Source organism: Dryocola clanedunensis (assembly GCF_038405435.1).
In the GTDB taxonomy this organism is placed as follows: domain Bacteria; phylum Pseudomonadota; class Gammaproteobacteria; order Enterobacterales; family Enterobacteriaceae; genus Dryocola; species Dryocola clanedunensis_A.
Map to the genome: position 1 here is coordinate 354884 of NZ_JBBYHZ010000002.1, position 25417 is coordinate 380300.

General features: G+C 53.3%; 27 protein-coding genes and 1 pseudogene. 19 read left to right on the plus strand and 9 right to left on the minus strand.

What is annotated here, in order from left to right; all coding sequences use genetic code 11:
* Positions 1–4: 4 nt before the first annotated feature.
* Positions 5–1297 (minus strand): MFS transporter, encoded by a 1293-nt coding sequence (locus tag AAE045_RS05685; protein ID WP_455546857.1) that lies wholly within the window; start codon positions 1295–1297, stop codon positions 5–7.
* A gap of 67 nt (positions 1298–1364) precedes the next feature.
* The gene (locus AAE045_RS05690; protein WP_455546858.1) at positions 1365–2051 is read right to left on the minus strand and encodes an RraA family protein; all 687 of its coding nucleotides are present in this window, start codon (positions 2049–2051) and stop codon (positions 1365–1367) included.
* A gap of 269 nt (positions 2052–2320) precedes the next feature.
* Between AAE045_RS05690 and AAE045_RS05695 the strand changes: the two genes are divergently transcribed.
* From AAE045_RS05695 to AAE045_RS05750, 12 genes and pseudogenes are all read left to right on the plus strand, one after another.
* The gene (locus tag AAE045_RS05695) at positions 2321–3049 is read left to right on the plus strand and encodes a FadR/GntR family transcriptional regulator (RefSeq protein WP_455546859.1); all 729 of its coding nucleotides are present in this window, start codon (positions 2321–2323) and stop codon (positions 3047–3049) included.
* Positions 3049–3225 (plus strand): annotated as a pseudogene (locus AAE045_RS05700) (EamA family transporter); the annotation flags it as partial. The gene AAE045_RS05695 and the pseudogene AAE045_RS05700, both read left to right, overlap by 1 nt.
* Before the next feature lie 593 nt (positions 3226–3818).
* A complete protein-coding gene (locus AAE045_RS05705; protein WP_455546860.1) occupies positions 3819–4391 on the plus strand; it encodes a tyrosine-type DNA invertase in 573 nt (190 codons plus the stop codon).
* Between the two features lie 491 nt (positions 4392–4882).
* Complete coding sequence (locus AAE045_RS05710; RefSeq protein ID WP_455546861.1) at positions 4883–5407, plus strand: fimbrial protein; 525 nt, start codon at positions 4883–4885, stop codon at positions 5405–5407.
* A 100-nt stretch (positions 5408–5507) separates the two neighbouring features.
* On the plus strand, positions 5508–6194 hold the full coding sequence (locus tag AAE045_RS05715) for a fimbrial biogenesis chaperone (protein ID WP_455546862.1): 687 nt from the start codon (positions 5508–5510) through the stop codon (positions 6192–6194).
* Between the two features lie 158 nt (positions 6195–6352).
* On the plus strand, positions 6353–8938 hold the full coding sequence (locus AAE045_RS05720; protein WP_455546863.1) for a fimbria/pilus outer membrane usher protein: 2586 nt from the start codon (positions 6353–6355) through the stop codon (positions 8936–8938).
* An 18-nt stretch (positions 8939–8956) separates the two neighbouring features.
* On the plus strand, positions 8957–9982 hold the full coding sequence (locus tag AAE045_RS05725) for a fimbrial protein (protein ID WP_455546864.1): 1026 nt from the start codon (positions 8957–8959) through the stop codon (positions 9980–9982).
* Between the two features lie 10 nt (positions 9983–9992).
* A complete protein-coding gene (locus AAE045_RS05730) occupies positions 9993–11015 on the plus strand; it encodes a fimbrial protein (RefSeq protein WP_455546865.1) in 1023 nt (340 codons plus the stop codon).
* 10 nt (positions 11016–11025) lie between these two features.
* Complete coding sequence (locus AAE045_RS05735; RefSeq protein ID WP_455546866.1) at positions 11026–11721, plus strand: hypothetical protein; 696 nt, start codon at positions 11026–11028, stop codon at positions 11719–11721.
* Positions 11702–12070 (plus strand): fimbrial protein, encoded by a 369-nt coding sequence (locus AAE045_RS05740; protein WP_455546867.1) that lies wholly within the window; start codon positions 11702–11704, stop codon positions 12068–12070. Before AAE045_RS05735 ends, AAE045_RS05740 begins: the two co-directional genes overlap by 20 nt.
* Before the next feature lie 10 nt (positions 12071–12080).
* Positions 12081–12614: a fimbrial protein gene (locus tag AAE045_RS05745; RefSeq protein WP_455546868.1), complete on the plus strand. Its 534-nt coding sequence runs from the start codon at positions 12081–12083 to the stop codon at positions 12612–12614.
* Between the two features lie 181 nt (positions 12615–12795).
* Positions 12796–13482 carry a response regulator transcription factor gene (locus AAE045_RS05750; RefSeq protein ID WP_455546869.1) on the plus strand — a complete coding sequence of 229 codons (687 nt, stop codon included), beginning with the start codon at positions 12796–12798 and terminating at the stop codon, positions 13480–13482.
* 44 nt (positions 13483–13526) lie between these two features.
* On the opposite strand, the gene marB is transcribed toward AAE045_RS05750, so the two are convergent.
* From marB to marR, 3 genes are read right to left on the minus strand one after another with little or no spacing between them, the layout of a single operon-like run.
* The gene (marB, locus tag AAE045_RS05755) at positions 13527–13727 is read right to left on the minus strand and encodes a multiple antibiotic resistance regulatory protein MarB (protein WP_455546870.1); all 201 of its coding nucleotides are present in this window, start codon (positions 13725–13727) and stop codon (positions 13527–13529) included.
* Between the two features lie 49 nt (positions 13728–13776).
* Positions 13777–14151 (minus strand): MDR efflux pump AcrAB transcriptional activator MarA, encoded by a 375-nt coding sequence (gene marA / locus AAE045_RS05760; protein WP_455424476.1) that lies wholly within the window; start codon positions 14149–14151, stop codon positions 13777–13779.
* 20 nt (positions 14152–14171) lie between these two features.
* Positions 14172–14606, minus strand: a complete 435-nt coding sequence (gene marR / locus AAE045_RS05765; RefSeq protein WP_202301643.1) for a multiple antibiotic resistance transcriptional regulator MarR — start codon at positions 14604–14606, stop codon at positions 14172–14174.
* Positions 14607–14826: 220 nt separating this feature from the next.
* Between marR and AAE045_RS05770 the strand changes: the two genes are divergently transcribed.
* From AAE045_RS05770 to AAE045_RS05785, 4 genes are all read left to right on the plus strand, one after another.
* Positions 14827–15495 carry a MarC family NAAT transporter gene (locus tag AAE045_RS05770; protein WP_455546871.1) on the plus strand — a complete coding sequence of 223 codons (669 nt, stop codon included), beginning with the start codon at positions 14827–14829 and terminating at the stop codon, positions 15493–15495.
* A gap of 17 nt (positions 15496–15512) precedes the next feature.
* Positions 15513–15752: a DUF2164 domain-containing protein gene (locus AAE045_RS05775; protein WP_455546872.1), complete on the plus strand. Its 240-nt coding sequence runs from the start codon at positions 15513–15515 to the stop codon at positions 15750–15752.
* Between the two features lie 81 nt (positions 15753–15833).
* On the plus strand, positions 15834–16514 hold the full coding sequence (locus AAE045_RS05780; RefSeq protein WP_455546873.1) for an integrase: 681 nt from the start codon (positions 15834–15836) through the stop codon (positions 16512–16514).
* Positions 16507–17178, plus strand: coding sequence for an RES family NAD+ phosphorylase (locus tag AAE045_RS05785; protein ID WP_455546874.1), 672 nt, complete (start codon positions 16507–16509; stop codon positions 17176–17178). Before AAE045_RS05780 ends, AAE045_RS05785 begins: the two co-directional genes overlap by 8 nt.
* A gap of 30 nt (positions 17179–17208) precedes the next feature.
* Here the strand turns inward: AAE045_RS05785 and AAE045_RS05790 are convergent, their stop codons facing one another.
* Positions 17209–18405, minus strand: a complete 1197-nt coding sequence (locus tag AAE045_RS05790) for a sugar transporter (protein WP_455546875.1) — start codon at positions 18403–18405, stop codon at positions 17209–17211.
* A gap of 196 nt (positions 18406–18601) precedes the next feature.
* On the opposite strand from AAE045_RS05790, the gene AAE045_RS05795 reads away from it, so the two are divergent.
* Positions 18602–19393 (plus strand): PhzF family phenazine biosynthesis protein, encoded by a 792-nt coding sequence (locus AAE045_RS05795; protein WP_455546876.1) that lies wholly within the window; start codon positions 18602–18604, stop codon positions 19391–19393.
* A 52-nt stretch (positions 19394–19445) separates the two neighbouring features.
* The gene (gene dctP, locus AAE045_RS05800; protein ID WP_455546877.1) at positions 19446–20480 is read left to right on the plus strand and encodes a TRAP transporter substrate-binding protein DctP; all 1035 of its coding nucleotides are present in this window, start codon (positions 19446–19448) and stop codon (positions 20478–20480) included.
* Positions 20481–20511: 31 nt separating this feature from the next.
* Here the strand turns inward: dctP and ptrR are convergent, their stop codons facing one another.
* Positions 20512–21372 carry a putrescine utilization regulator PtrR gene (gene ptrR, locus AAE045_RS05805; protein ID WP_455546878.1) on the minus strand — a complete coding sequence of 287 codons (861 nt, stop codon included), beginning with the start codon at positions 21370–21372 and terminating at the stop codon, positions 20512–20514.
* Positions 21373–21473: 101 nt separating this feature from the next.
* Here ptrR and sad point away from each other — a divergent pair, with 101 nt between their 5' ends.
* Positions 21474–22865 (plus strand): succinate-semialdehyde dehydrogenase, encoded by a 1392-nt coding sequence (gene sad, locus AAE045_RS05810; RefSeq protein WP_455546879.1) that lies wholly within the window; start codon positions 21474–21476, stop codon positions 22863–22865.
* A gap of 39 nt (positions 22866–22904) precedes the next feature.
* Here sad and AAE045_RS05815 read toward each other — a convergent pair whose 3' ends face one another.
* Both AAE045_RS05815 and aegA read right to left on the minus strand, forming a co-directional pair.
* Entirely contained in the window at positions 22905–23378 is a 474-nt protein-coding gene (locus tag AAE045_RS05815; RefSeq protein WP_455546880.1) for a 4Fe-4S dicluster domain-containing protein, read from the minus strand.
* A complete protein-coding gene (gene aegA / locus AAE045_RS05820) occupies positions 23375–25324 on the minus strand; it encodes a formate-dependent uric acid utilization protein AegA (protein ID WP_455546881.1) in 1950 nt (649 codons plus the stop codon). Before aegA ends, AAE045_RS05815 begins: the two co-directional genes overlap by 4 nt.
* Positions 25325–25417 lie beyond the last annotated feature (93 nt).

Genomic DNA, 25417 nt, shown 5'->3' on the forward strand with positions numbered 1-25417 from the left:
ATCCTCAGGCATCTGCCTCTGACAAAAAGGCATTCTTTTTGTTTGTGGTTTTTATTGGCCGGACAAAGAAGGCCACGCTTAATGCACCTATTACGCCCACGACGCCAGCCAGCGCAAAGGCAGCGATAAAATTACCGCCCGTGTAATCAACAATAAGTCCGGTGAGAATAGGGGCGATCATTCCCGACGAATTTGCCAGCAGGTGAACAAAGCCGCCGACGCCGCCAACTTTATCCGGAGAAATACTGTCTGAAATAATCGACCACGGGGAGGATGCGGCCAGGTACATAAAGAAAATGCCCAGCGACATCATAATAACGGCATGCTCTACCGACTGTACGATACCCGCAAAAACAATACAGATTGCGGAGATAATGAGCCCGGCAACAATCAGCAGCTTTCTGGCAAAGAGTAATTTCCCGGTTTTCTTAAAAATATAATCAGAAACTGTTCCGCCAATCACCATCCCTACGCTACCAAGCAGCCACGGAATAGCGGAAGCCATACTCATTTCGGTGATATTCAGGCCCTTCGCCATCGACAGATAGCTGGGAAACCAGGTCAGAAAGAAATAGAGAATATAGTTAATCGCAAAAAATGCGATGCCGGTAGCCAGCACTAAGGGTTGCGTCAGAAAGAAACGCAGCGGCAGCTTAGCCTGTGCGGTCTGGCTGGCGGCGGTATGCTGCAGCGAGGCGTGATACTCGTCGATTTCTGATTGGGCGATTGTCGGGTGGTTTTCTGGTTTATCGGTAAACGATTTTAACCAGTAAAAGGCCCAGACAAAGCCGAGACACATCAGAACGATAAACGCGACGCGCCAGTTCCACATGACAATCAGAAAGCCTGCGATTGGCCCTGCAATGGCTCCCCCCAGCGGATTCCCGGCATTAGCAATACCTATCGCTTTGGCTCGTTCATGGACAGGAACCCAATTGGTGATAACTTTATTAACGTTGGTGCTGATTGGCCCTTCGCTCATGCCGAAAAGCACCCGAATAATAAACAGAATAATATAGCTGAATGCCAGGCCCGTTAGCCCACAAAATAAAGACCAGGAGAGCATGGCGATCGCCATAACTTTGCGAGGCCCGAACAGATCGGAAAGATAGCCGCCGACAAAATTAAACAGCGCATAGCCAAAGAAAAAGCTGCTGAGCATAAGTCCAATTTCAGTAGGTGACAAAGACAAATAATCTTTTATATAGGGCATGGCGACGGAAAATGCGGCCCGGTCCAGATAATTTATAACGCCCGCAATGAACAGAAGGGTAACGACCTTATTTCTCTGTTTCATAAGTTGACTCGTCTGTAATGGCCGACGCGAAAACAGGTGCGCAAGCCAGGATCAAATAGCAGGGGAATTACATCACGCCAAATTTATCGAAAGCCTCAACGGTGCTCATGCCACTATGAATGGCGAGGCGAACTTTATTTTCGACAGAGACTTTTTCCAGCGCCTGCGTAATCACATCTCGTTCTATTGCCTGAGGAATAATCAGTAAGCCGTCGCGGTCGCCGTAGACGATATCGCCTGGGTTGACGCGGATGCCGTTAAATTCGATGGGCACGCCGTAATCAATGACCTTGCCTCGCGGTCCCTGGTCCTGCGCATAGGTGCCGTGGGAGAAGGTCGGGAAATTAAGATCGAGAATTTCATTGCTGTCACGAATATAGCCATCCAGCACCGCCCCGGCAGCTTTCAGGTGGCGGGCACGGGTGGACATCAGCCCGCCCCAGAGCGCATAACGCAGCGAACTACCGGTCGCAATGTAAACGTCATCTTCTTTGAGTGAGTCGAGAGCTTCAAACATCAGGCCGAAAGGCTTTTCCCCGAGGGAGGAGAAGCCTGAGCTGGACTGTAGCTCATAGACGTCAGCTTCCAGAACCGGCACGGCTCTTCCCGCAATGACCATATCCGAACGCAGAGGCTTAACGGTGGGCGCTACGTATTGATGCAGATAGCCCATCGTATCCAGAATATCGCCGACGACCGCCGGAAAGAGACGATGACGCATGAGTTCGAACAGTGCCTTATCATCTGACCACATAGTTATCTCCATAGTTTTTCAAATGTCCAGGCGCAACAGGATGCCGGACGGTTGATGAAAAACTATACCCAACCTATCAACCTGTCAAACAGGTTGATAGCTTGACTGATATATATGACGATAGGCTCACATTTTCGTAAAATGCAGCAGCCGGACGAATAGCGTCAGCATCCTGACGCCTGGCAAGGGTGTAGGATGAGCTAAGTCAATGATTTTAAGGCTCATCCAGGCGGGCATTTCTATCGTGTGAATCAGGAGCTGTTTTCAACATGGGTATTCAGATGCCAATTCAAAGCAATACGCTGTCTTCGCAGGTTAAGCACTACATTCTGGATATGATCGCCCAGCAGCAGTTAACGCCCGGCATGGCGGTGCCGAGTGAAATCAAACTGATTGAGGAACTGGGCGTCAGCCGCGGCGTCATTCGGGAAGCCTATCGCTCGCTTTCCGCGCTGGGGATCCTGGAGATAAAAAGCGGCAAGGTTCCGCGGGTAAAGGCGTTCGACAGCAGCGTACTCCAGCTGATTTTTGGTTTTTCGCTTGCCTCAAGCCAGGTGAGCGTCTCGCAGATTCTTAGCGTTCGCCGCTGGCTGGAGATCGGCAGTGCGGGGATGGCGGCAGCCAACGGAACCGAGGAAGATTTTCTGTTGCTGAAGGCGGAAATGGAGCAGCTGGCGGCCACCATCTTCAGGCCGGGTGAGTTTATCCAGCACGACATCAATTTCCATCTGATTATCGCCCGTGCGTCCGGTAATCCGCTGTTTGGCATTCTGCTTCAGTCTTTATACGAGCAGTTACGTCTCTCGGTACATGCAGGCCTGGAGGCACAAAGTGAAACCCATGAGAAGCTGAACCATATCGTGGCGCTTCACCAGACGATATGCGACTGCGTATGCGCCAGGGACGGAGCAGGGGCAATGAAAGCGATGACGAACCATTTCGATACGGCGGTTAACTCGCTCATCGAGAAAGGGGAACAGATACAGCTTGCGGAATAAAAACCTGGCGTGTTGCGCCGCTGTCGCTGCTGGTGCCGGTAGTCGGCATGGCCAGCGCCGCTCTGCTGCTGGACGAAACGCTTTCTGCCACACAGCTGGTCGGTGCGGCGCTGATTATGGCGGGGCTGTATATCAACGTGTTTGGGTTGAAAGTAAGAAAGGCGGTTAACGGATAATAGCGGGAGGATGATGCTGCCTTCAGGCCAGATAAGCGTAGCGTCATCCGTAACCCTTAAGATGTCAGAATTGCCGGACGTCGATTCCAGCCGAGGTTACATTTATTATAATAATTGGTGCTGTGTTTGCGGCATCATTTTTATCCATGCAGTTGTATGCTTATATAAATTTTTAATTGTAAATAAAAGTTATGATTGCCTTATTCGAAACCATTTTGGAAATGGCATTTATTGTGTGCTTTTAATCGGCTGCGGTATATTCTTCTATAATAGCCTGGTAACCATGCATCAGCATTTTGGTATCATTCATCACTTTAACTAAATATATTACAACAAGTTTGGAATCTTAGAATTATCCTAGTTTCAGCATTCCGTCAGTTTTTCCACTGCCCAGAGAAAAAAGTAAACCAAAGATAAACAAGAACATTTTTATAAACTGCCTCGAGAATACCTATTCCCGGTTATTGCACTTCCAGGTTACAATTCCCATGATCTTTCCAGGGTTAAAATATAATAAGCTGGCCTGGATCAAATTAATTTACTAATTAAGCAGAGTACACTTCACAACCTTTTTTGGGTTAACAGGGATTGATATGGAAAAACGTAAACATTTGACCGTCTTTGAGATCAATGCGCTTTTAGTTGCGGCGAGTGAAAGTTTTTATCCGGAGCGAAACTATTGTTTAATATATATGTGCTTTCTGCACGGGTGCCGGGTAAGCGAACTCAACCAAATCAAACTTTCTGACATTGATATGGGGAGCGCCTCGCTGAGCCTGCGGCGGCTGAAGAACGGGCTTTGTACGCAGCAGCCGTTAATCGCATCGGAAATGGCCGTTTTAAGACGCTGGTTAGAGGTAAGGCAGCGGCAGCCAGGGGCAAATTCGCCGTGGCTCTTCCTGTCACGTCGGGGAGGTATGCTCTCAAGGCAGCAGATTTATGAGGTCATGCGCGAATGCGGCGAACGGGCAGGGTTATCGGTTGCGGTTCATCCCCATATGCTGCGTCATGCCTGCGGGTATGCGATGGCCGAAAAAGGAATTGATACCCGCCTGATTCAGGATTACCTGGGGCATCGGAATATTCGACACACGGTTTTATACACCGCCAGCAATATGCGGCGTTTTCAGAATATATGGCAGGGGGAATTTCCGGAGGAGTACTGATTGTTACAATTTTGTAAGGTGTATCTTACGATTTGGACCAAACTGTCATGTAATATAATTACATGTTTCTATATTGTCAAATCATTGCCGGTATATTTTCCTGGTACCTGCCATTCCTTTTTGTAAATCAATAGCCTACGCAAGATTCCTCTTTCTGAGGCTCCTCACTTCCGCGTTACATCCTAGTGCATTCTGGCCATATTTCATCTTTATTTTTTTCACAATCAAACCTTGCTTATCTTATCAAAACTTAACTTCGTGAATGTATGCCACATCATAACCTGTCTTTTGCGGCGTAGATTTAAAATAAAACTAAAAATACGCCTTATTTCAGTCAAATCCTCCAACTGGTCAAAATGGTCCAAATTGACATGTCGGCGGGTTATTAATTGCTCGTAATGCTGTCATTTTCACCAGACGTAAATGGATGCGGGGTGGTCTGTATGAATGGACTTCCTCTTAAAAAATTTATGTTTTAAGAGAGAGCAAGAATGAAAAAGACTTTATTGGCTATGGCAATCACAGGTGCTTCGGTTGTGGGCACGATAAACGTGGCTAATGCGGCCGACGGCACCATCAACTTTAACGGGGTGATTTTAGATCAGACCTGCACCGTTTCTCCTAACACTCAAACCCAGACGGTTAGCCTGGGACAAATCGCCAACACGTCATTTGGCGGTACGGCAGGAGCCAAATCTTCACCTACAGCTTTCCAGATCAATCTGAGCAGCTGCCCTGCAGGCCTGGCTAGCGCCGCGGTGAAGTTTGATGGCACATCCGACACCAATAACAGCAATCTGCTGCAGGTCACCCAGGGAACGGGTGCGGCGACCGGCGTAGGCATAGAAATTTCCGACGCAAACGGCGTAATTCCGCTACATACCGCCTCGGCGGACTATCCGCTGGCTAACGGTAGCGCGCAGCTGCAGTTTATCGCGCGTTATGTCTCCACCTCCGCAACCGTGGGGAATGGCCAGGCCAACGGCGTGTCACAGTTTACCCTGAACTATAAGTAAGACGCTTACCCCTCATTGACGGATTTTTAATCCACAGGAATGTTGGCGGCCAGGGACGGCCTTTTTAATTTGCGCAGCAGAGGACATCAGAAAAATGAGCATGAAACAGGCAGCATGGCGCAGCATGATGGCCATTCCGTTGTTATTGACCGCCCTGAGCTCGTCTGCGAGCACGGTTATTGGCGGTACACGCGTCATTTATGATGGGAGCAAGAAAGAAACGTCCATATCAATCAGCAACCCGACGAAAGCAGGTCAATCGGGTGTGTTTCTGGTGCAGTCATGGGTTGAGGGTGAAGCAAGCGGGAGCAAGGCACCGTTTGTCGTAACGCCGCCGCTATTTCGTATCGATGCCAACCAGGAAAACATTTTGCGCATTGTGCGCACCGGCGGCAATTTGCCGGAGGATCGGGAGTCGGTATTCTGGCTCAACGTCAAGTCAATACCCGCCTCGGACGGTAACAGCGAGAACGTCTTACAAATCGTGGTGAAATCCCGCCTTAAATTATTCTACCGGCCCGCTAAATTGCCAGGATTGCCGATTGAAGCCTACAAACAGCTCACTTTCAGCCGCAGCGGCAACAAGCTGCAGGTCAATAATCCGACCCCGTATTACGTCACGTTCTACAGCCTGAAAGTGGGGGGGATGGAAATCAAAGACGCCGACCTGGTTCCTCCGAAGGGCAGTACGAGCTATGCATTCCCGGCAGGAGCAGCAGGCAGCGTTGTGTGGCAGACGATTAACGATTACGGCGGTATCAGCAAGCCGGAAACCAAATCCCTGTAGCACTTACAGAAGAAAAACTCAGTGAGCAGCAGCGTACCCGGCTATTCCGGGAGGAAAAGTGCTGCCTGTTTTCAGGTGGCTGAGGGCTGCTCGCCTTATTCAAAACATTACTTTCAGGGCTGCACCGGTGTGGCACGGTCGGGCAAGGAATGACAGTTATGGAATTTAAAAAAACGCAACCACTCTACGGGCAGCGGCCCACTACGAGCAGGCTGCAGGTACGCCGAACGCCGCTTTCAATGCTGGTAACCGGCCAATTGCTGCTGGGAATGGGAGTTTTGCCCGGGGTTGCAGAGGCCCGGGATACGTTCAACGTCAATGCGCTGGAAATCGATAATCCTAACCAGGGCGCGGTGGATCTGTCGCAGTTTGCTGAAACCTACGGTCAGGCACCGGGCAGCTACCGGGTGTCACTATTTGTTAACGGCGAGCAGGTCGATACGCGGGACGTGAACTTTATCGCCGGTAAAGACGGCAAGCTCGAAGCGCAGCTGACCCCGGCAGACTATGTGGCGCTGGGCGTGCGGGAGGATTCATTCCCGGCGCTGAAAGCAGCACCCCAGGATAAGCCCATTGGTGATATTGGCCGCTACATCCCGGCGGCCAGCGCCGTGCTGACATTCAGCACGCTGCGGCTGGATGTCAGTATCCCACAGGCGGCAATGAGTGCTCAGGCTCAGGGTGCGGTAGATCCGAAAACATGGGACCAGGGGATCCCCGCTATTTTCCTCAACTACAGCATGAGCGGGTCGAATACACAGTACAACGGCAATAACGGCGATAACAGCGACAGCTACTACGCCAACCTGCAAAGCGGTCTGAACCTGGGCGCATGGCGGCTACGCAACTATTCAACCTATAGCTACAGCAGCGGCGACGATGACGGTGATGGCAGTAAGTTCGACTCCATTAATACCTATTTGCAGCGTGATATTCAGGCGCTCAAGGCTCAGCTGACGTTAGGGCAGAGCAGCAGCACGTCCGATGTATTTGACAGCGTGCAGTTCACCGGCGCGCAGCTGGCGTCGGACGATAATATGCTGCCGGACAGCCTGCGCGGGTTTGCTCCGGTGATAAGAGGTATCGCAAATTCAAACGCAAAAGTGACGGTAAAGCAAAACGGCTACGTGATTTATCAGAGCTATGTGGCTCCCGGCGCTTTTACTATCAAGGATTTGTACCCGACTTCTTCGAGCGGGGATCTGAATGTGACCATCACGGAATCGGACGGTTCGGAGCGATCGTTCGTGCAGCCGTTCTCGGCGGTACCGATTATGCAGCGTGAAGGGGGAGTGAAGTTTGCGGTCACCGGCGGGCAATACCGCTCGGCGATTGACGACGGCAGCGAACCTTACTTCGGGCAGGGCACGCTCATTTACGGCATATCCAATGCCGTAACGCTGTATGGAGGAACTCAGGTCGCCGAGCAGTATGACTCAGTGGCAGGGGGGATCGGTCTGGGCCTCGGTGAGCTGGGGTCGGTTTCGACTGATATAACCTACGCCCGATCGCAGCTGGACAACGACGTGAATAAGACCGGTCAATCCTACCGGGTGCAGTACGCCAAGGATTTGCAGACAACGGGGACAACCTTCACGCTGGCTGCCTATCGCTATTCGACCAAGGGCTATTACACATTCCAGGAAGCTAACGATCTGCACACCGGTGACGATCAGGATGACTTCAACCTGACCTATAACAAAAAGCAGAAGATGCAGCTTGATGTGAGCCAGAACCTGGCGGAGTACGGTTCGATATTTGTCTCAGCCTACCAGCAAACCTACTGGCAGGAGGACGGCTACGAGCGCAACCTCAGCGCGGGGTATAACTCCAGCTACAACGGTATCAACTATGGATTTACTTACACCTATAGCGAAAACCCGGGCAGCAGTCAGCAGGCGGATCAGCAGTTTGCTTTCAATATACAGATCCCACTGGATCGCTGGTTGAGCAACTCATGGGCTACATACAACGTGAATTCCGATAGCCATGGAAAAACATTGCAACAGGTCGGCCTTAACGGTACGGCGCTGGCGGACAACAACCTGACCTACGGGGTGCAGGAGAGTTACGGCAACGACGGCCAGGGAAATGCGGGCAACGTGACGGCGGACTACAAGGGAACCTACGGCGAGGTGAACGCCGGGTACAACTACGACGACAATTCGCGGCAGGTGAACTATGGGCTGCAGGGCAGCGTGGTCGCACACCAGTACGGCGTAACGCTAGGTCAGCCTCTTGGCGATGCAATAGCCATAGTGCGCGCTCCGGGCGCGGATGGAGCAACCATTCAGAACAACACCGGGGTGAAGACGGACTGGCGGGGGTACGCGGTGGTGCCGTATGTCAACGCGTACAAGAAGAACCGCATCGCGCTGGACACTACGACGCTGGGTGAAGATGTGGATATCGATACCCAGACGCAAACGGTCGTGCCGACCAAAGGCGCCGTCGTGCTGGCCGACTTTGATACGCGTATCGGTCGTCGTGTGCTGATGACATTGTTGTTCCAGGGTAAGCCGGTGCCGTTTGGCGCAATGGCGTCGCTGAAGGGTACCTCCGCAGGCGCAGGCATTGTGGGCGAGGACGGTGAGGTTTATCTGACGGGATTACCGGACAGCGGAACGCTGATGGTGAAGTGGGGCAGCGCGCAGGGCCAGCAGTGCAATGTGACCTATAGCCTGCCAGCACAGGTGAAAAATCCGGCACAGCAAATCACCACGGTGCAGGGCGTGTGTCTATAACCAGACAAAGAGATAATTATGAGTCTTATAGATAAAAAGAAGCGTTTATTATCGCTTGTGCTATTAGCAATCGCTTTTACCTTTTCCTCTTATGCTTTTTCGGCGGGGGTATCATGCGGTTACACCGGTGGCGGAAATTATAACGTGACCGGAGCAGATATTGTGTTGCAGCGCGGGGCTACGATCGGGACATTATCAAATAAGTTCACTAATAGCCCCGGATACTCTTTTACCTGCAGCACTCCTGATTCTGCGGCAGACAGAGATTTATCATTCACCATGAGGACATCGCAGGCTCCGGTCAGCGGCTACACGGACGTCTACCCAACTAATTTGCCGGGCGTGGGGGTTAAATATCACTTTACAACGAATTCCGGGAACATATGCAGCGTTGAATCTGATTCCGGTATTATCAACTCCGTAAGGACTTATGTTTGCCATATTCTGAAGGGAACAACGCCGAGTTTTAGTTTCGGCACGTCAGTTCAGTTTGTTAAAATAGCGGAGCCAAACGCCGTAGGTACCATTACGCAAATACCGTCGGTATCCGTGACTTTTAGCTATAACAACCAGGCGGGACAATACCCGCAGACAAATATGTACAGTGGCGCGGCGCAGGTGAATATTCGGTCGAATGGTTGCAATGTGACTAACCCTAATCTGACTGTTCCGTTGAACGATCATGCACAGTCGGATTTTAAGAATGTGGGATATCAGACTAAGTATCAGGATTTTAATATTTCCCTGAATTGTGATGCCGGGACAAAATACAGCGCTCAAATTACGGGTAATAGTGTTGCTGGCGTTAATGACACAATAGCGCTTGATAATGCAGCAGCAAGTACCACGGCACAAGGTATTGGCGTTCGATTAACGGATCAAAGCGATAGCAGCTGGGTTATTGGTCAGCAATACGCATTGGGTACAGCAGCGAGCGCAGGGATAATCAATATTCCTATGCGCGCACGTTATTACCAGTTTCAGTCAAAAGTGACGCCGGGCGATGCAAATGCTACAGCAACCATGACGCTGACTTATCAGTAAGGACGGCTCAATGAGAGTAATGAAGATAGCTTCAGTCGGCCTGTCCTTAAAAAATGGTCTGCGCTTACTGGCGATCCTTTCAGGATTGATGGTGGCACAGCAGGCCATGGCCGCGTGCAGCGTTGTTTCGGGTGGCCCGCTGTCCAGCTATAGTTTTACCGTTCCCAATATTCGTGTGGCTACCAACGTGCCGCCAGGGACTATTATTTGGGAGGGGCAGGTGCCAGTCACATCGCCCGTCTCCTTTAGCTGCGATCCGATAAATAATTACTCAACAGTAATTGCGCCTGTTCAGGGAACGGATACGGGGATAAAAATTCATGGTAATTACGCCGTTTATTCTATTCCCGGCGTGACGGGCGTTGGCTACGCATTGTCATACGATGCAGGAGGCGGGGTCTTTTCTTATAACGGTACGGATTCTACTTTCTATAAAGGGTTTCCAGTTAACGGGACACAAAGCGCTAACGGGGGGGTGCATACCACTAAGGGATCTTTTGCGCTGGTCGTTACCGGCAAGGTCTCGCCCGGTATTTTGCCCTCAGGTAATTATGGCCGCTGGACCGTCGGCGGAAATTTAATTATTGCCAACTGGATAACTAATTCATCGACGATCACCCCGGTCGGGTGCGAGGTTGCAATGCCGAACATCAATATTCCGCTTAACGACCACGTGCAATCAGAGTTTATTAAGGTGGGCTATTATTCCAGCTACGTTGACTTTAACGTAGGTTTGAATTGCGATGCGTCGACAAAATACAGCGCCAAAATTTCCGGCAATGCTGTCCCGGGAGTTAACGGTGTGATTGCTCTGGATAATCCAGCGGCCAGCACCACCGCGCAGGGAATTGGCGTCTGGCTTACCGATCGGAATGACGTTACCTGGATTATTAATCAGATGTATGACTTAGGCACGGCCTCGGACGACGGAAGAGTGAATATCCCGATGCGGGCCCGCTATTATCAGTACCAGGGAGCGGTGACGCCAGGTGACGCAAATGCCACGGCTACGATGACCGTTTTATATCAGTAAAGAGGATGCGATGAATTTATTACTATCAGGCGTTCTTATGAACTGCTTGCAGACCAATAAAATCGGGATGAGAAAGGCTTGTCTAAACTGGCAGAGCATTAACGTTAAATTTGTTTTATTAATTGCGATTTTTGTATCAGGTTGCCAGGCGGCTTGTGCTGCGTGTACATGGGTATCGGGCGCCAGCGCGACCACGGTCTCAGTAAATCTTGGGACAGTTACAGTACCTCCCTCTACCAGCGTGGGCAATATAGTAGCGACTCAAACCGTGCCAACTAATAAGGCTGGCGAGACGGTTTTTGCCACCGGTTGCGTAAATGGCAGCGATTTCGGATCCTGGCTGGCAGTTAATGCAGTCCCGGCCAGTGGGTTCACCAGGGTCTATCAAACATCGGTAGCGGGAGTAGGCATTAGCGTTCAGGCGGGAACGTCTACGATCTATTATCAAAATCCGCAATCAACAGTCGTTTCGGGCAACAGCCGCTGGGCTTACTCCTCGTGGGGAACCAGTTTTGTCGTTAGCCTGGTTAAAACAGGCAATATTCCAAACAATGGGGATATAGGAGCAAGAACCTTTCGGATGTCGCTTAGCGGTGTGGGTACGGTACTTACGTTAAATATTACAGGTGGGACTATTATTTCACCCTCCTGCACAGTGACAAACCCTAATATTACCGTGCCGCTGAATGATCATCAGCAAAAATGAATTTTCAGGTGTTGGCTACTCTACGAAATATCAGGATTTTAATATCGGATTAAATTGTAACGCTGGCACAAAATACAGCGCCCAGATAACGGGGGCTGGCATTGCGGGCGTTGACGGCACCATTGCTCTGGACAGCCCTGCCGCAGGCACTACCGCACAGGGAATTGGCGTAAGGCTGACCGATCAGAATGACGCCAACTGGATCATCGGGCAACAGTACCCGTTAGGCACGGCGGCCTCGACCGGCTTAGTCAATATTCCAATGCGGGCACGCTACTACCAGTATCAGGATAAAGTTACGCCCGGTGATGCCAATGCCACCGCAACGATGACGCTCACTTATCAATAAGGATAATGCCATGAAAAAGTTAATACAGAAGAACAGGCTGATAGTGGCGTGTTCGTTATGTGCGTTTGCGAATATTGCGCTGGCTGATACGGCCACCATGAAATTCACGGGTCGCGTGCTGGCATCAAGCTGCACGATCCAGTCGCCGGCCAACGTAACCGTGCTGCTCGGGAGCCGTAATGCGCACAGCGACTTTTTTGGCGTGGGGACAGCAACGCCCTGGGTGAATTTTGCCATAAACCTGCAGTGTCCCGCTGGATTACGGGTCTCGTCGCAAATCGATGCTACTGCTGACAGTTCGCTGGCGCCAGGAGTAATGCGACTCAATACGGAGACTGGCATGGCGACCGGGGTGGGCGTGCAAATGTATCTCGATACGACGCCAGAAGCGGCCGTGACCTTCGGTCAGCCTGTTGTCATTACGACGACGACAGCGCAGGGTCCTGTGAATATCAACTACAAAGCGCGTTATTATCAAACTGCCAGCACTATTACTACCGGACCGGCCAACGCTACGGCGCAATATACGCTTTCGTACCAGTAAATTATCAGATTAAGCATGTCACGTACTCTTCAGCTCATTTAACTGAAGAGGCGTGACAGCAGAATTGTTTGTTTTTTTAATCTATTCGCCTGCAAAAGGTGAGGGGGTTTCTTTGCCACAAATAGGGTTGTTTTCTACTGGCGATAAGTAGTTTGATTTCGTGAAGGTCCCGGAGGTTGTGATGAATAAACGTGTGCGAATAATTATTATGGAGCCTGACGATTTATTGCGTGACAGTATATCGCTCTATATCCAGGATTTATTTAGCGAGACTATTTCTATAGTGACCCAGGTCAACAGCCTGTGCCAACTGCGCATGGCAATGACGCAATTTGACTTCGATGTGGTACTGACGGATTTATACGGCGAGCAGGAAACCTTATATCACTGGTGTGATTTTTATGAGCAGTACAAAATTCACTGGCCGGATAAGCCCATTCTTGCCTGGACGGATGTCCCCGAATACTACATGTCTTATGTGAATTCACACATTAATATGCCCTACAACTTCAACAAATCCATCCCATTAGACGAGTTGAACCAGATACTGCAGCTGGTGGCCTGCGGAAAATCCGCATTGCTGAAAAGGCCACAGTTTTTCCGCCCGGTTTCCAGAAGAAATTTTCTGACGCGGCGGGAGCTTCAGGTCATCAACTGTCTTTTTCGGGGGGAGGTGCTGGGCCGGATTGCAAAACGTATGGGGCGCAGCATCAAAACGGTGAGCGGCCATAAGCGCAATGCCATGCGTAAACTTGGCGTAGAGAGCGACGGCATGCTGCTTAGTCTGAATAAAAAATACAGCCCGCTGATGATCCCTGAAGAGCTGGGCAACGAAGACGGGGATTACGACGATGCAGCTTATCCGTAAGGCATAAAAAGCTGTTCGCGCCGTAGAAGCTCTCCGTAACGTTACTATTCGTGGCCGTTATAGTACGGCGTCCCCAGATGCTCGGACTTGTCGCTGATGGTGTTGCTGGCGTGGTTATCAGCAGGGGGCATCATCATGCCGCCGTGGTTGGCCTGGGTGGCGTTATAACTGCCGGATTGTTCCGCCAGAACGTTGCCCGATACCAGAGCCAGTACCAGGGCAGCAGCGGAGATAAAGCGTTTCATGATTTCCTCGGTTACGCCTGAATAAACAGGCGTTTACAGCATTAATGACTTAATGATTTAGCGGATGAAGATACTTTCCGTCGCCGGCAAGGTGCGTGATGCGATACTTGTGCGGCGGCACGGAAAAATAGTTCTTGAACGTGCGGGTCAGCGTCTGCTGGGATTCAAACCCGTACCGTTCGGCTAAATAGAGTATCGGCTCGTCGCTCTCTTTCAGCTTCTGGGCGATCTCGGTCAGTTTGCGATTGCGAATATATTGTCCCAGGGAGTGCCCGGTCTCTTTTTTAAACATTCTTTGCAGGTGCCACTTAGAGTAGCCCGAACGCTGGGAAACCTTCTCTAGCGATAAAGGGGTTTCCAGGTTCTCTTCTATCCAGTCCAAAATGCTATGTACTGTCACTGCATCGTTATTGCGTCTGGACATCGTCTCACCTCATTTCAGCTTTACGGCAAAACCTTTGTCAGCAGGTGATAAAGCGCGTCGACTTCATCTGCCGTCAGGTTTTTTGTTAGTTCCTGGTGCAGGTCCTGGCCTACGAGGCTGTGGCATTTCTCACACAGCGTTTTCCCTTCTGGCGTCAGCCTCACCAGAACGCCGCGTTTATCGTTCGGGTTAGGCAAACGCTCGATCCAGCCCTTACAGAGCAGGCGATCGAGCATGCGGGTTAACGCGCCGAGATCTACCGACAGCACTTTCTTTAACTCAACCGGCGTGATGCACACCTGGCAATAGATGGAGCAGAGCACCTTAAATTGCGTCGCGGTGATATCCAGCGGCGAGAGATAATCGTTGAGCAGGCGGTCTTTATGCTGATTAACCATGTGAATCAGCCGACCGAGTGGGATCATTTCATTGAACAGATCGCTTGTGCTTTTCACTATGGTTGCCCAGGCAAGTAGATTAATCACGCGAGATATTATTGCCCGGGCAAGTATAAGTCAACGTGATGGTCCATCGGCTTAGAAAAATGACACAAATAGCTAAAACGTTTCAGTGTCCAGGGCGGGATGCACCTTGCAACAAAACTCCTGACGGCATGAAGCGCATTTGATTAGTATACTCGGCTGAAATTAACGTAACGGACATAAGGGCTTATTGATGATGGAATTACTGCAGGCCATTGGGCTTGGGCTGGTGGTACTGCTGCCGCTGGCAAACCCACTGACAACGGTTGCGCTGTTCCTGGGTCTCGCAGGGAACATGAACAGCAAGGCGCGAAACCGCACGGCGGTGATGGCATCGGTGAACGTCTTCATCATTATGATGGTTGCGTATTACGCCGGTCAGGTCGTGATGAGCACCTTTGGCATTTCCATTCCCGGCCTGCGTATTGCGGGCGGGCTGATCGTCGGGCTGATCGGTTTCCGCATGCTGTTCCCGCAGCAGAAGGCGCACGAATCGCCGGAGTCCAGAAGCAAGCATGAAGAGCTGAGCGAGGAGCCTGAGGCCAATATCGCCTTCGTACCGCTGGCAATGCCAAGCACCGCCGGGCCGGGGACCATTGCGATGATCATCAGCTCTGCCTCGACCATTAAACACGGCGTCGACTTTACCCCGTGGGTTGTGCTGGTCGCTCCACCCATTATCTTCGCGCTGGTAGGTGTGATTCTGTGGGCCAGCCTACGCAGTTCTGGCGCCATTATGCGCATGGTAGGTAAAAGCGGCATCGAGGCCATTTCGCGCCTGATGGGCTTCCTGCTGGTCTGCATGGGCGTGCAGTTCATCATCAACGGCGTAATTGAAATCATTAAAACGTGGCCTGCGTAAGCCACAAGGAGACGGATATGAAAAATCTCAAACTTCCCCAGGACGATTACAACGCGGTAGTAGGGCATATCGTTGATTACATGGAGGACAAGCACGATCTGCAGCTCGGCCAGTTCGAAGCCGAGTTCTTCCTCGACGAACTGGTGAAGAAGCTCGCACCGCTCTTTTACAATCAGGGGCTTAATAAGGCGATGGACGTAATCAACAACAACGTCCTGACGCTGGAAGAGCTGCTGGATCTGGAAAAAGAAGTGTGAAATGAGAGGGAGGGTGACAATCTCATCATAACGCATATAATGGATATAACCGCGTAAGTAATAGCCGCACGGAGGTGAAAAATGGTGTCGAAGGTAAATCTCGCACGGCGTAATGACATGCCCTGTAACGTCCAGGCTTTAAGCGGCAACGAACTGCATCAGCTAAAGCTCAATAAGGAATCTGAATATCTCCTCATTGATTTAGGTGACATCTCCGGACGGCACGCTGCTTTTGGCGAAATGATGGAAATAGCGATAGAGGCTGCCGTAAACGCGGCGCTGTCATCGCTCATTTCACTGGACGATGAGGTAAGTCGCTCATCTCATCAGGCCGATGCAGAAAAAAAGCAGCAGCGAGCCGAACGTAATGCTCGTCGTCTTGATAAGCTTAACGAGCAGATTTTGCAGGATTCTGTCTGGTTATCGGCCCGTGAACTCTCCGATAAAGCCAATTTTAAAAATAGTAATCCAAGCGCTGGCCCAAATCGCTGGAAGGCATCAGGGGCCATTTTTGCCGTTCCGGTTAATGGCAAAGACAATTATCCCAGATATTTACTGGACGAAGGGTACCGCCCGCTACCAGCGGTAAAAAAAATCCTCAGCATTTTTGGCGATAGCAAAACGCCCTGGGGCCTGGCAATCTGGTTTGGCTCAGGCAATAGCTGGCTTGATGGTCAAAAACCAAAAGAAGTGCTGGCCACCATGCCCGAACGGGTAATCGCTGCCGCTAAGGAAGAGCGCGAGGGAGGACTCCATGGCTAAAGGACACAAGGAGGTGTCTGAAGCATCACGCGAATTTCCTGTCCCGCCCCGGAATTTAAGAGTCAATACCACGCTCTGGCGTGCCGGGACTCAAATCTATCGTATCCATTCAAAACAATTTACGGCAGCCCAGTTTAACCCTGGGGCGGGTAATGCTCGTTTCAGCCCTTTAAGTAATGGTGTCAGCACGCTTTATGGCGGGGTGAGCACAGGCGTTGCTTTAATGGAGACGCTATTTCACGATCTCCCAGTCCATACAGATGGCGTATCGTTCGATCTCCGACGGGCCGAAAATGGGGTCCATTCTGTTCTCGTCCCCGTAATTGATTTAACGCTGGCAGATCTGAACCCCAGGACGCTCCGCAAAATAGGCGTCACGCGCGCCGAACTGCTGGACTCATCGGCTTCGCAGTATCCTTTCACGCGAGAGTATGCCCTGGCTATTTACGAGGCCCACCCGGAACTTCATGGTTTGCAGTGGTCATCCCGGCAGCACGGCGGATTTGCCATAATGCTGTTTGGCGACAGGGTCAAAAATGACCTGCTTAAGGTGCTCGTTGAATCAGAGCTGTTGCTGGAGTCTGAGATGTTAAGGGATATTCTTGAAGAAGAAGCCGATCAGCTTGGCCTGATATTGCTGGAGCCCGGCGGGGGGAGGAAATAAGCGGGTGGCGTAACGGCCACCCGAATTTGTTCAGCTATGATGAGCCTGCTCTTCCAGCGCCACGGGCCAGCGGCGGAAAATCAGCACCGACCAGATTAACGCCGCCAGCGCCGGTATCGCACCTACCCAGCCGATGCTGGCCATCGACAGGTGCAGGCTGACCTGATTTCCCAACAGCGCTCCCGCACCGATGCCGATATTAAATATCCCGGAAAAGAGCGACATGGCCACGTCCGTGGCGTCCGGCGCCAGCGCCAGAACCTTCACCTGCATGCCCAGCCCGATCACCATGATGGCGATCCCCCAGAACATGCACAGAACCGTCAGGTTAATATTGCTGTCAGATGCAGGCAGAAGCAGCGCCAGGCACAGCACCAGTAACGCAATAGCACCGCTAATAAGCGTTGAAGCATGTTTATTGCCAAGCTTGCCAAACAGCACGCTGCCAATAATCCCCGTGCCGCCAAGCACCAGCAGCAAAAGCGTCGCAAAATTCGCGCTTCGCCCGGCTACGGTGTTCACAAAAGGTTCAATGTAGCTGTAAGCCGTGTAGTGGGCGGTAACCACGACAGCCGTCAGCAAATAGATGCTCACCAGCGCAGGGCGGCGGAATAGCTGCGGAACGCTGCTCAGCGAACCTGAGTGTTCGCTCGGCAGTTTCGGCAGCAGCTTAATCAGGCAAACCAGGGTAACTGCCGCAACCACGCCGATAGCAAAGAAGGTGGTGCGCCAGCCGAAATACTGCCCGACTATACGTCCCAGCGGCAGGCCGAGCACCATGGCAAGCGCGGTGCCGGTGGCAATCAGGCTCAAAGCCTGGGCTTTCTTACCCGCCGGGGCCATGCGAATCGCCAGCGAGGCGGTTATCGACCAGAAAATTGCGTGGGCAAAGGCGATGCCGATGCGGCTAATAACCAGCACGGTAAAGTTCCACGCCAGGAAAGAGAGCACGTGGCTGGCGATAAACAGCACGAAGATGCCAATCAGCAGCTTGCGCCGTTCAACCATGCTGGTCATCAGCATAAACGGCAGCGACATCAGCGCCACCACCCAGGCATAGATCGTCAGCATAATGCCGACCTGCGCGGTCTCCATGCCGAAACTGTTGGCAATATCCGACAGCAGGCCGACGGGCACAAATTCAGTGGTATTAAAGATAAACGCCGCGACGGCAAGAGTAACGACTCGCAGCCACGCGGTTTTACGTGAGACCGTATTTATAGTCATAAGAGTTTCGCGTAGGTCAGACAGACGGGAGAGAAGGCGATCATAAAACCATCGATCGGGGCATACAACCCATTTTGTGATTAATGTCTCATTTTTTTGCGTAGCGGCGAGGGCCTGAAAAATTGTATACGCTTAGTCAAAGGCTTATGGCAGTGTAAGCGTGATGCACAGACAAATAACAACGAGAGGTTTAGCTATGCAACCAATTGACTTTTACATGGTGGATGCCTTCTCCGATACCACCTTTGGCGGCAATGCCGCCGCGGTTTGTCCGCTAACGGAATGGCTGCCGGATGAAACGCTGCTGAAAATGGCGAAGCAGCATAACCAGTCGGAAACGGCATTTTTCGTCACCACTGATTCCGGCTTCGAGCTGCGCTGGTTTACCACGCAGCACGAAATCAATCTCTGTGGGCACGCCACGCTGGCGGCGGCCCACGTGATTTTTGAGCATCTCGATTATCCCGATGCGGTTATCCATTTTGATACGCGCTTCGTGGGGCCGCTGACGGTCACCCGTAACGGCGAATGGCTGACGATGGATTTCCCCGCGTGGGCAACGGAGCCGGTCATGCCTCTGCCTCTGCTGCTGGAAACGCTGGGCATCAGCGAATGTAAAGAAGTCCGCGTGGCGCGTGACTATATGGTCGTTCTGGAAAACCAGCAGCAGGTGGAGGCGGTAAAAGCAGATATCAACGCCATGATCCCGCTGGAAAAAATGGTCTGCATTACGGCACCTGGCGACGGCGATTACGATTTTGTCAGCCGCTTCTTCTGCCCGGGCGAAGCCGTGGCGGAAGATCCGGTGACCGGCTCCACGCACAGCATGCTCATTCCTTACTGGGCGGAAAAACTGGGTAAAACGCAGATGCTGGCCCGCCAGGTGTCCGAACGCGGCGGCGATTTGCGCTGCCAGCTCGAGGGAAACCGCGTGCATATTGGCGGTAAAGCGACAACCTATCTGATTGGCAAAGTCCTGCTACGCTAATGCATACGTGCCTTCACCGCGGAGGCACGCTCTACACTCTGTGAGATTTCATATGGATTTGGTTAAAAAACTTCTGGCCGTATCCGTCGCCGCGCTGCTGTTTCCGCAGGCTGCTTTTGCCGTTAAAACAATAATCTACACCGACCACGAGGCGCTGGGCGGCATGCGTACCCGCTTCCTGAATGACGTTTTCTTTCCGGCGGTGGAAAAAGAGTCTCATGGGCGATTAAAAATAGAGCCGCACTGGGATGGCGAACTCTCAACCAGCTATCGCGCCTTACAGACTGTTGCGAAGGGGGCCACGGCAGATATGGCCGTTGTGGTGCCCGAATATTCCGCCAGCGAACTGCCGCTGCATCAGATTTTCAAAAGTTTTCCCGTCGGGCCTGCGGCCGACAAACAGGTCGCTTTTTTCCGTCGCGTTTATAAAGAAGTACCAGCTTTCCAGGCAGAGCTTCTGCGGGCAAACATCGTGCCCGTGTTTATTGCTACCGGGTATCCCGTGGCGTTTTTCAGCACCCATGAAATCAAAAAGCTCGACGACCTGAAGGAGACCAAATGGCGCACGGCGAGCTTCTGGCATCAGGACTTTCTGCGCAATGCCGGGGCCACGCCGGTCACCATGCCCTGGGGCGACGGTATCTACAAGGCGCTGGCAAACGGCAGACTGGACGGGGTGATGGTCAACGTGGACAGCGGCTATGAGCTCGAAGTGCACGAGGCCGCGCCATACGTGCTGATTTCCCCCGAGCTGTGGCTCGGGCATGTGTATCTGGTTGCGATGAATAAACAGACCTGGGACGAGCTAAGCAAAGAGGATCGGCAGGCTTTACGGCGCGCCGCGGCGTCCTCCTATAAAACGCTGGGGGGCATTATGAAGCAGAAAATGCTCACGCAAATCAGCGATATGAAAAAACAGGGCGCGCAGGTCAGGCTCGTGCGGCATGCCGAAATACTCAAGTGGGAAAATGCCACCCGCTACCAGGACGTTCAGGCAGGCTGGGTTAAGGAGCAGGAAAGCAAGGGCATCACCGAGGCCGGGCCGGTTATGCAGCGCGTCACCGAAATTATGAAAGAGAGCCGATAGACGGCCTGGCGCGCGCCAGCATCGGCGAAGGTCAGGCGAGCGGGTTCAGCAGCCCCATAAACGCATCCAGCTGGCGGGTTTTTGCGCCGCGCCGCCAGATAAGCCAGGTTTTCAGATAGCGCCAGTCGGGCGGCAGCGGCCAGGCGCTGGCCTGATGGCTGCCGGGCATGCTCTCCAGCATGCTGCGCGGCATCAGGGCAATGCCCGCTCCGGCGACCACACAGGCCAGCATGCCGTGGTAGGACTCCATTTCGTGAATTTTCCCCGGCATCGCGCCGTCGTGATGAAACCAGCTTTCAAAGTGGCGGCGGTAAGAGCAGTTGGCCCGGAAAGCATAGATGTCAGATCCGTTAACCTGCCGGGCATCCCTGATGGCAGAACGGTCGCCCGGCGTGACTATCACCATTTCTTCTTCGTAGACGGGCACGCCGTCGAGCGACGGATGCAGCACCGGGCCGTCGACAAAGGCGGCGGAGAGCTTGCCCTCCAGCACGCCGTCAATCTGATCCCCCGAAGGGCCGGTCGCCAGCGAGAGCTGAATTTTGGGGTAGCGCTGGTTGAAAGAGGCGAGAAGCGGCGGGATCCTGACGGCGGCGGTACTTTCCAGCGAACCCAGCGCCAGCATGCCCTGCGGCTCATCGCCGGCGACCACCATTCTGGCCTCGTCCACCAGCGCAAGAATACGTTTGCTGTACTCGAGGAAGCTGTGCCCGGCGGGCGCCAGCTTCAGGCGCTGGTTTTCACGAATAAACAGATCGACGCCGAGATCGGCCTCCAGCTGCTTGATGCGCGTGGTGAGGTTAGAGGGCACGCGATGAACCTTCTGGGCGGCGGCGTTTATGCTGCCGGTTTCGGCCACGGCGTTAAACATCTCCAGCTGTATCAGGTCCATTTGTATTCTCATTTCGTGAATGGTGTGCTTAGTATTATTCATTTTTAAACTTTTCGCCTCAAGGATAAGGTAGCCTCACATCCACTGAACGAGGCATCACCATGCATTCTGCTACCCCGCAAACGCACGCCATCTCCCTTAACCCGGCGAACGGCGAGCAGCTCGCTGCTTATCCCTTTGCCACCGATGCCCAGCTGGATACGGCTTTGGTCAACAATCACCGCGCTTTCCAGTTCTGGCGGAATATTCCCCTTGCTCAAAGGGCGCAGAAACTCAGAGATCTCGCCGTCGTGCTGCGGGATAACGCCGAAGAGATGGCCCGGATGATTACCGCCGAAATGGGCAAACCGATTGCTCAGGCGAGGGCGGAAGTCACTAAATCAGCAAATTTGTGCGACTGGTATGCGGAGCACGGTCCGGCCATGTTAAGTACGGAAGCAACGCTGGTGGAGGATAATAAAGCGGTGATTGAATACCGTCCGCTGGGTTCTATTCTGGCCGTGATGCCGTGGAACTTCCCGCTGTGGCAGGTGCTGCGCGGTGCGGTGCCAATCCTGCTGGCAGGGAACAGCTACGTGCTCAAACATGCTCCCAACGTGATGGGATGCGCGGCGCTAATCCAGGAAATGTTTGTTAAAGCCGAATTCCCGCAGGATTTATTCTCGGTAATCAACGTCACGCCCGAAGGCGTCAGCAGGGCGATAAAGGATCCGCGCATCGCCGCCGTCACGGTAACCGGCAGCGGACGTGCGGGCGCGGCCATTGGCGCTCAGGCTGGAGCAGCGCTGAAAAAATGCGTGCTGGAGCTGGGCGGCTCCGATCCTTTTATTGTGCTCAATGATGCCGACCTTGAAGAAGCAGTCAAAGCCGCGGTCGCCGGACGCTACCAGAACACAGGGCAGGTCTGCGCGGCGGCAAAACGCTTTATCGTTGAGGCGGGCGTTGCGGATGCGTTTACCGGTATGTTTGTTGCCGCTGCGGCGAAGCTGGTTTCCGGCGATCCGACGTCAGAAACCACGCAGCTTGGGCCGATGGCGCGCTACGATCTGCGAGACGAGCTGCATCAGCAGGTGACAACGTCACTTAGTGAGGGCGCGACGCTGCTGCTGGGCGGGGAGAAAATAGCCGGAGAAGGAAATTATTACGCGCCAACCGTGCTGGGCAACGTCACACCTGAGATGACGGCCTTCCGTCAGGAGCTTTTCGGGCCCGTAGCTGCCATCACCGTTGCACGAGATGCACAGCATGCGATGGAGCTGGCAAACGACAGCGATTTTGGCCTCTCCGCCACAATTTTCACCGCAGACGTTCAGCGCGCCGAAGAAATGGCGGCACAGCTTGAGTGCGGCGGCGTATTTATTAACGGCTACAGCGCAAGCGATCCGCGAGTAGCGTTCGGCGGCGTGAAGAAAAGCGGATTCGGGCGCGAGCTGTCCCACTTCGGCCTGCACGAGTTCTGCAATGCGCAGACCGTCTGGAAAGATCGTCGTTAGAAATGCAGGCAGCGGGTGTTTACCGCACCCGCTAAGCCGTTAAAACAGACTGGCCCGCTTCTGCTCGCCGAGCCGCCGTAGCCTTTCCGCCGTCATCACGCTCAGGGCATCCGTTGGGCAGGTCCGCACGCAGGCGGGGCCGCTGTCGTCATGCTGGCACATGTCGCATTTTATTATCGACATCGCATGCGGCGAACCGCCGTCCGCGACTATCTCTATCGCCCCGAACGGGCAGGCCACCATGCAGCTTTTACAGCCGATACACAGCGCTTTTATCGGTTCGATAATGCCGTTATTTTTACGCAGCGCCCCTGTCGGACAGGCGCTCAGGCACGATGCCCCTTCGCACTGGTGGCATACCGCAGGGGCGCTGTCCTGAGTGGCTTTATACACGCGCAGGCGAGGGTGAAAGCCGCTTTGCCCGTCAGCCTGATGATTAACCGCGCAGCTGACCTCGCAGGTTCGGCAGCCGATGCAGGCCTGGGCATTAACGTAAATAAACGAGGTGTTCATGAGGCCACCTCCATCGCTTCTGTCGATTGGTGCTCAAGCAAATCCACGATATCTTTTGCAGCCCTGCGCCCATCGGCCATCGCGGTGACGACCAGATCCGCGCCGCGCACGGCATCACCACCGGCAAACACGCGCGGGTGGGTTGTTTGCCCAGGATAGCGTGGGTTCAGGCCAATCCGGATCTGCCCCCACTTGTCGCATTCAACGTTGCCCTCTTTAAGCCACGGCATGGCGTGGGCCTGGAAGCCAAAGGCAACGATCAGCGCATCGGCTTCCAGCACAAACTCCGAGCCTTTAATGATTTTTGGCCTGCGGCGTCCGCTGGCGTCCGGTTCGCCCAGCTCGGTGCGCAGCATTTCAATGCCGGTAACATGGCCTTTTTTGTTGGTGATAATGCGCTGCGGCTGGACGTTAAACTGAAACTCAACGCCTTCTTCGCGGGCGTTTTTAACCTCTTTACGGGAGCCGGGCATATTCGCTTCGTCGCGGCGATAGGCGCAGGTGACCGACGTTGCCCCCTGGCGCACCGCCGTGCGCAGACAGTCCATGGCCGTGTCGCCTCCGCCCAGCACAACCACCTTTTTGTCCGCTAATGAAATAAACGGGTTATCCGGATCCTCAGGCAGCTGCATGACGTTACGCGTATTGGCAATCAGATAGGGGAGCGCTTCGAGCACGCCGGGTGCGTTTTCATTATCCAGACCTGCCGTCATCGACTTATAGGTGCCGGGGGCGATAAATACGGCGGCGTGTTCGCGAAGGAGCTGGCTGAAGCTGATATCGCGGCCCACCTCGCAGTTGAGCACGAACTCAATGCCCATCTGGCTAAAAATTTCCCGGCGCAGGGTCAGCACCTGCTTATCCAGCTTAAAGGAGGGAATGCCGAAGGTTAACAGGCCGCCAATTTCCGGATGGCGGTCATAAACCACAGACTTAACGCCGCTGCGGGCCAGCACATCCGCACAGGCCAGGCCCGCAGGGCCCGCACCGATTATGGCCACGCGTTCCGGGCGCGGCTGCACCTGGCTTAGATCGGGTCGCCAGCCTGCGGCGAGCGCGGTATCCGTTACGTACTTTTCTATGCAGCCCACGGTGACCGAGCCGCCGCTGCTTTTGAGCGTGCAGGATCCTTCGCATAGCCTGTCCTGCGGACAAACGCGCCCGCAAACTTCCGGCATGCTGCTGGTGCGGTGGGATAGCTCGACCGCTTCCATGATCTTCTCTTCTTTGGCGAGCCTTATCAGATCGGGAATCGCATTGTGCAGCGGGCAGGTCCAGCGGCAGTTGGCCTGTTCCGCACACATCAGACAGCGTTCACCTGCCTCGCAGGCCTGCGCGGGGGTAAACGAGCGGTAGATTTCTTTAAAGTGCAGCCGACGCTCTGCCGCAGGGGTTTTCTCCGGATCGCTACGCCTGCGGCTGCCGTCCAGCAGGCGCTCCCTTGCTGAGCGTGACAGGCTCCGTTTGCCGTTCAGCGTTTCCTGCTGACGTTTACGCCGCACCTGGCTTAGCTGTTCCTGAGTCACCAGCGACAGGGCGCTGGTCGGGCAAACCTGCACGCACGCCGGGCCGGTGTCAGCGCTTCGGTGCTGGCACAAATCACATTTTTCTACCACCGGGGACTCGTCGTGGTTCAGGGCAATGACCCCGAACGGGCAGGCGAGAATGCAGTTTTTACAGCCAATACACTTTTTCTGATCCAGATTAATGCGGTCGTTACCGTAGCTCAGCGCGTCCGTAGGGCAGCTGGTAACGCAGGGGGCGTTATCGCACTGGTGGCACATCATCGCCGTAGAGGCCTCCGGCGAGGCGAGCACCGTCACGCGGGGACGCAGAGTTTGGCCTGGCTCGGGATAACGCTCCTGATTGTGCGCGAGCACGCAGGCAATTTCACAGGCTTTGCAGCCGATGCAGTCACGAGAATTAGCGACAACAAAACGATTCATAATTACTCCCAGTATTGCGTTTTGCCAGCAGATGCAAGAAAGGTGCTCAAACGGTCTTTAAGTGGAATATCGATAAAATTTTGCGGTGCGTTT

What these genes read in the sequence shown, in the direction of transcription:
- aegA (WP_455546881.1), bottom strand. Translation starts at nt 25,324, where the DNA reads ATGAATCGTTTTGTTGTCGCTAATTCTCGTGACTGCATCGGCTGCAAA.
- AAE045_RS05710 (WP_455546861.1), top strand. Translation starts at nt 4,883, where the DNA reads ATGAAAAAGACTTTATTGGCTATGGCAATCACAGGTGCTTCGGTTGTG.
- AAE045_RS05735 (WP_455546866.1), top strand. Translation starts at nt 11,026, where the DNA reads ATGAATTTATTACTATCAGGCGTTCTTATGAACTGCTTGCAGACCAAT.
- AAE045_RS05795 (WP_455546876.1), top strand. Translation starts at nt 18,602, where the DNA reads ATGCAACCAATTGACTTTTACATGGTGGATGCCTTCTCCGATACCACC.
- AAE045_RS05745 (WP_455546868.1), top strand. Translation starts at nt 12,081, where the DNA reads ATGAAAAAGTTAATACAGAAGAACAGGCTGATAGTGGCGTGTTCGTTA.
- AAE045_RS05750 (WP_455546869.1), top strand. Translation starts at nt 12,796, where the DNA reads ATGAATAAACGTGTGCGAATAATTATTATGGAGCCTGACGATTTATTG.
- AAE045_RS05785 (WP_455546874.1), top strand. Translation starts at nt 16,507, where the DNA reads ATGGCTAAAGGACACAAGGAGGTGTCTGAAGCATCACGCGAATTTCCT.
- dctP (WP_455546877.1), top strand. Translation starts at nt 19,446, where the DNA reads ATGGATTTGGTTAAAAAACTTCTGGCCGTATCCGTCGCCGCGCTGCTG.
- marA (WP_455424476.1), bottom strand. Translation starts at nt 14,151, where the DNA reads ATGTCCAGACGCAATAACGATGCAGTGACAGTACATAGCATTTTGGAC.
- sad (WP_455546879.1), top strand. Translation starts at nt 21,474, where the DNA reads ATGCATTCTGCTACCCCGCAAACGCACGCCATCTCCCTTAACCCGGCG.
- AAE045_RS05770 (WP_455546871.1), top strand. Translation starts at nt 14,827, where the DNA reads ATGATGGAATTACTGCAGGCCATTGGGCTTGGGCTGGTGGTACTGCTG.
- AAE045_RS05780 (WP_455546873.1), top strand. Translation starts at nt 15,834, where the DNA reads ATGGTGTCGAAGGTAAATCTCGCACGGCGTAATGACATGCCCTGTAAC.
- AAE045_RS05730 (WP_455546865.1), top strand. Translation starts at nt 9,993, where the DNA reads ATGAGAGTAATGAAGATAGCTTCAGTCGGCCTGTCCTTAAAAAATGGT.
- AAE045_RS05815 (WP_455546880.1), bottom strand. Translation starts at nt 23,378, where the DNA reads ATGAACACCTCGTTTATTTACGTTAATGCCCAGGCCTGCATCGGCTGC.
- AAE045_RS05725 (WP_455546864.1), top strand. Translation starts at nt 8,957, where the DNA reads ATGAGTCTTATAGATAAAAAGAAGCGTTTATTATCGCTTGTGCTATTA.
- marB (WP_455546870.1), bottom strand. Translation starts at nt 13,727, where the DNA reads ATGAAACGCTTTATCTCCGCTGCTGCCCTGGTACTGGCTCTGGTATCG.
- AAE045_RS05715 (WP_455546862.1), top strand. Translation starts at nt 5,508, where the DNA reads ATGAAACAGGCAGCATGGCGCAGCATGATGGCCATTCCGTTGTTATTG.
- AAE045_RS05720 (WP_455546863.1), top strand. Translation starts at nt 6,353, where the DNA reads ATGGAATTTAAAAAAACGCAACCACTCTACGGGCAGCGGCCCACTACG.
- ptrR (WP_455546878.1), bottom strand. Translation starts at nt 21,372, where the DNA reads ATGGACCTGATACAGCTGGAGATGTTTAACGCCGTGGCCGAAACCGGC.
- AAE045_RS05790 (WP_455546875.1), bottom strand. Translation starts at nt 18,405, where the DNA reads ATGACTATAAATACGGTCTCACGTAAAACCGCGTGGCTGCGAGTCGTT.
- AAE045_RS05705 (WP_455546860.1), top strand. Translation starts at nt 3,819, where the DNA reads ATGGAAAAACGTAAACATTTGACCGTCTTTGAGATCAATGCGCTTTTA.
- AAE045_RS05740 (WP_455546867.1), top strand. Translation starts at nt 11,702, where the DNA reads ATGATCATCAGCAAAAATGAATTTTCAGGTGTTGGCTACTCTACGAAA.
- AAE045_RS05690 (WP_455546858.1), bottom strand. Translation starts at nt 2,051, where the DNA reads ATGTGGTCAGATGATAAGGCACTGTTCGAACTCATGCGTCATCGTCTC.
- AAE045_RS05775 (WP_455546872.1), top strand. Translation starts at nt 15,513, where the DNA reads ATGAAAAATCTCAAACTTCCCCAGGACGATTACAACGCGGTAGTAGGG.
- AAE045_RS05695 (WP_455546859.1), top strand. Translation starts at nt 2,321, where the DNA reads ATGGGTATTCAGATGCCAATTCAAAGCAATACGCTGTCTTCGCAGGTT.
- AAE045_RS05685 (WP_455546857.1), bottom strand. Translation starts at nt 1,297, where the DNA reads ATGAAACAGAGAAATAAGGTCGTTACCCTTCTGTTCATTGCGGGCGTT.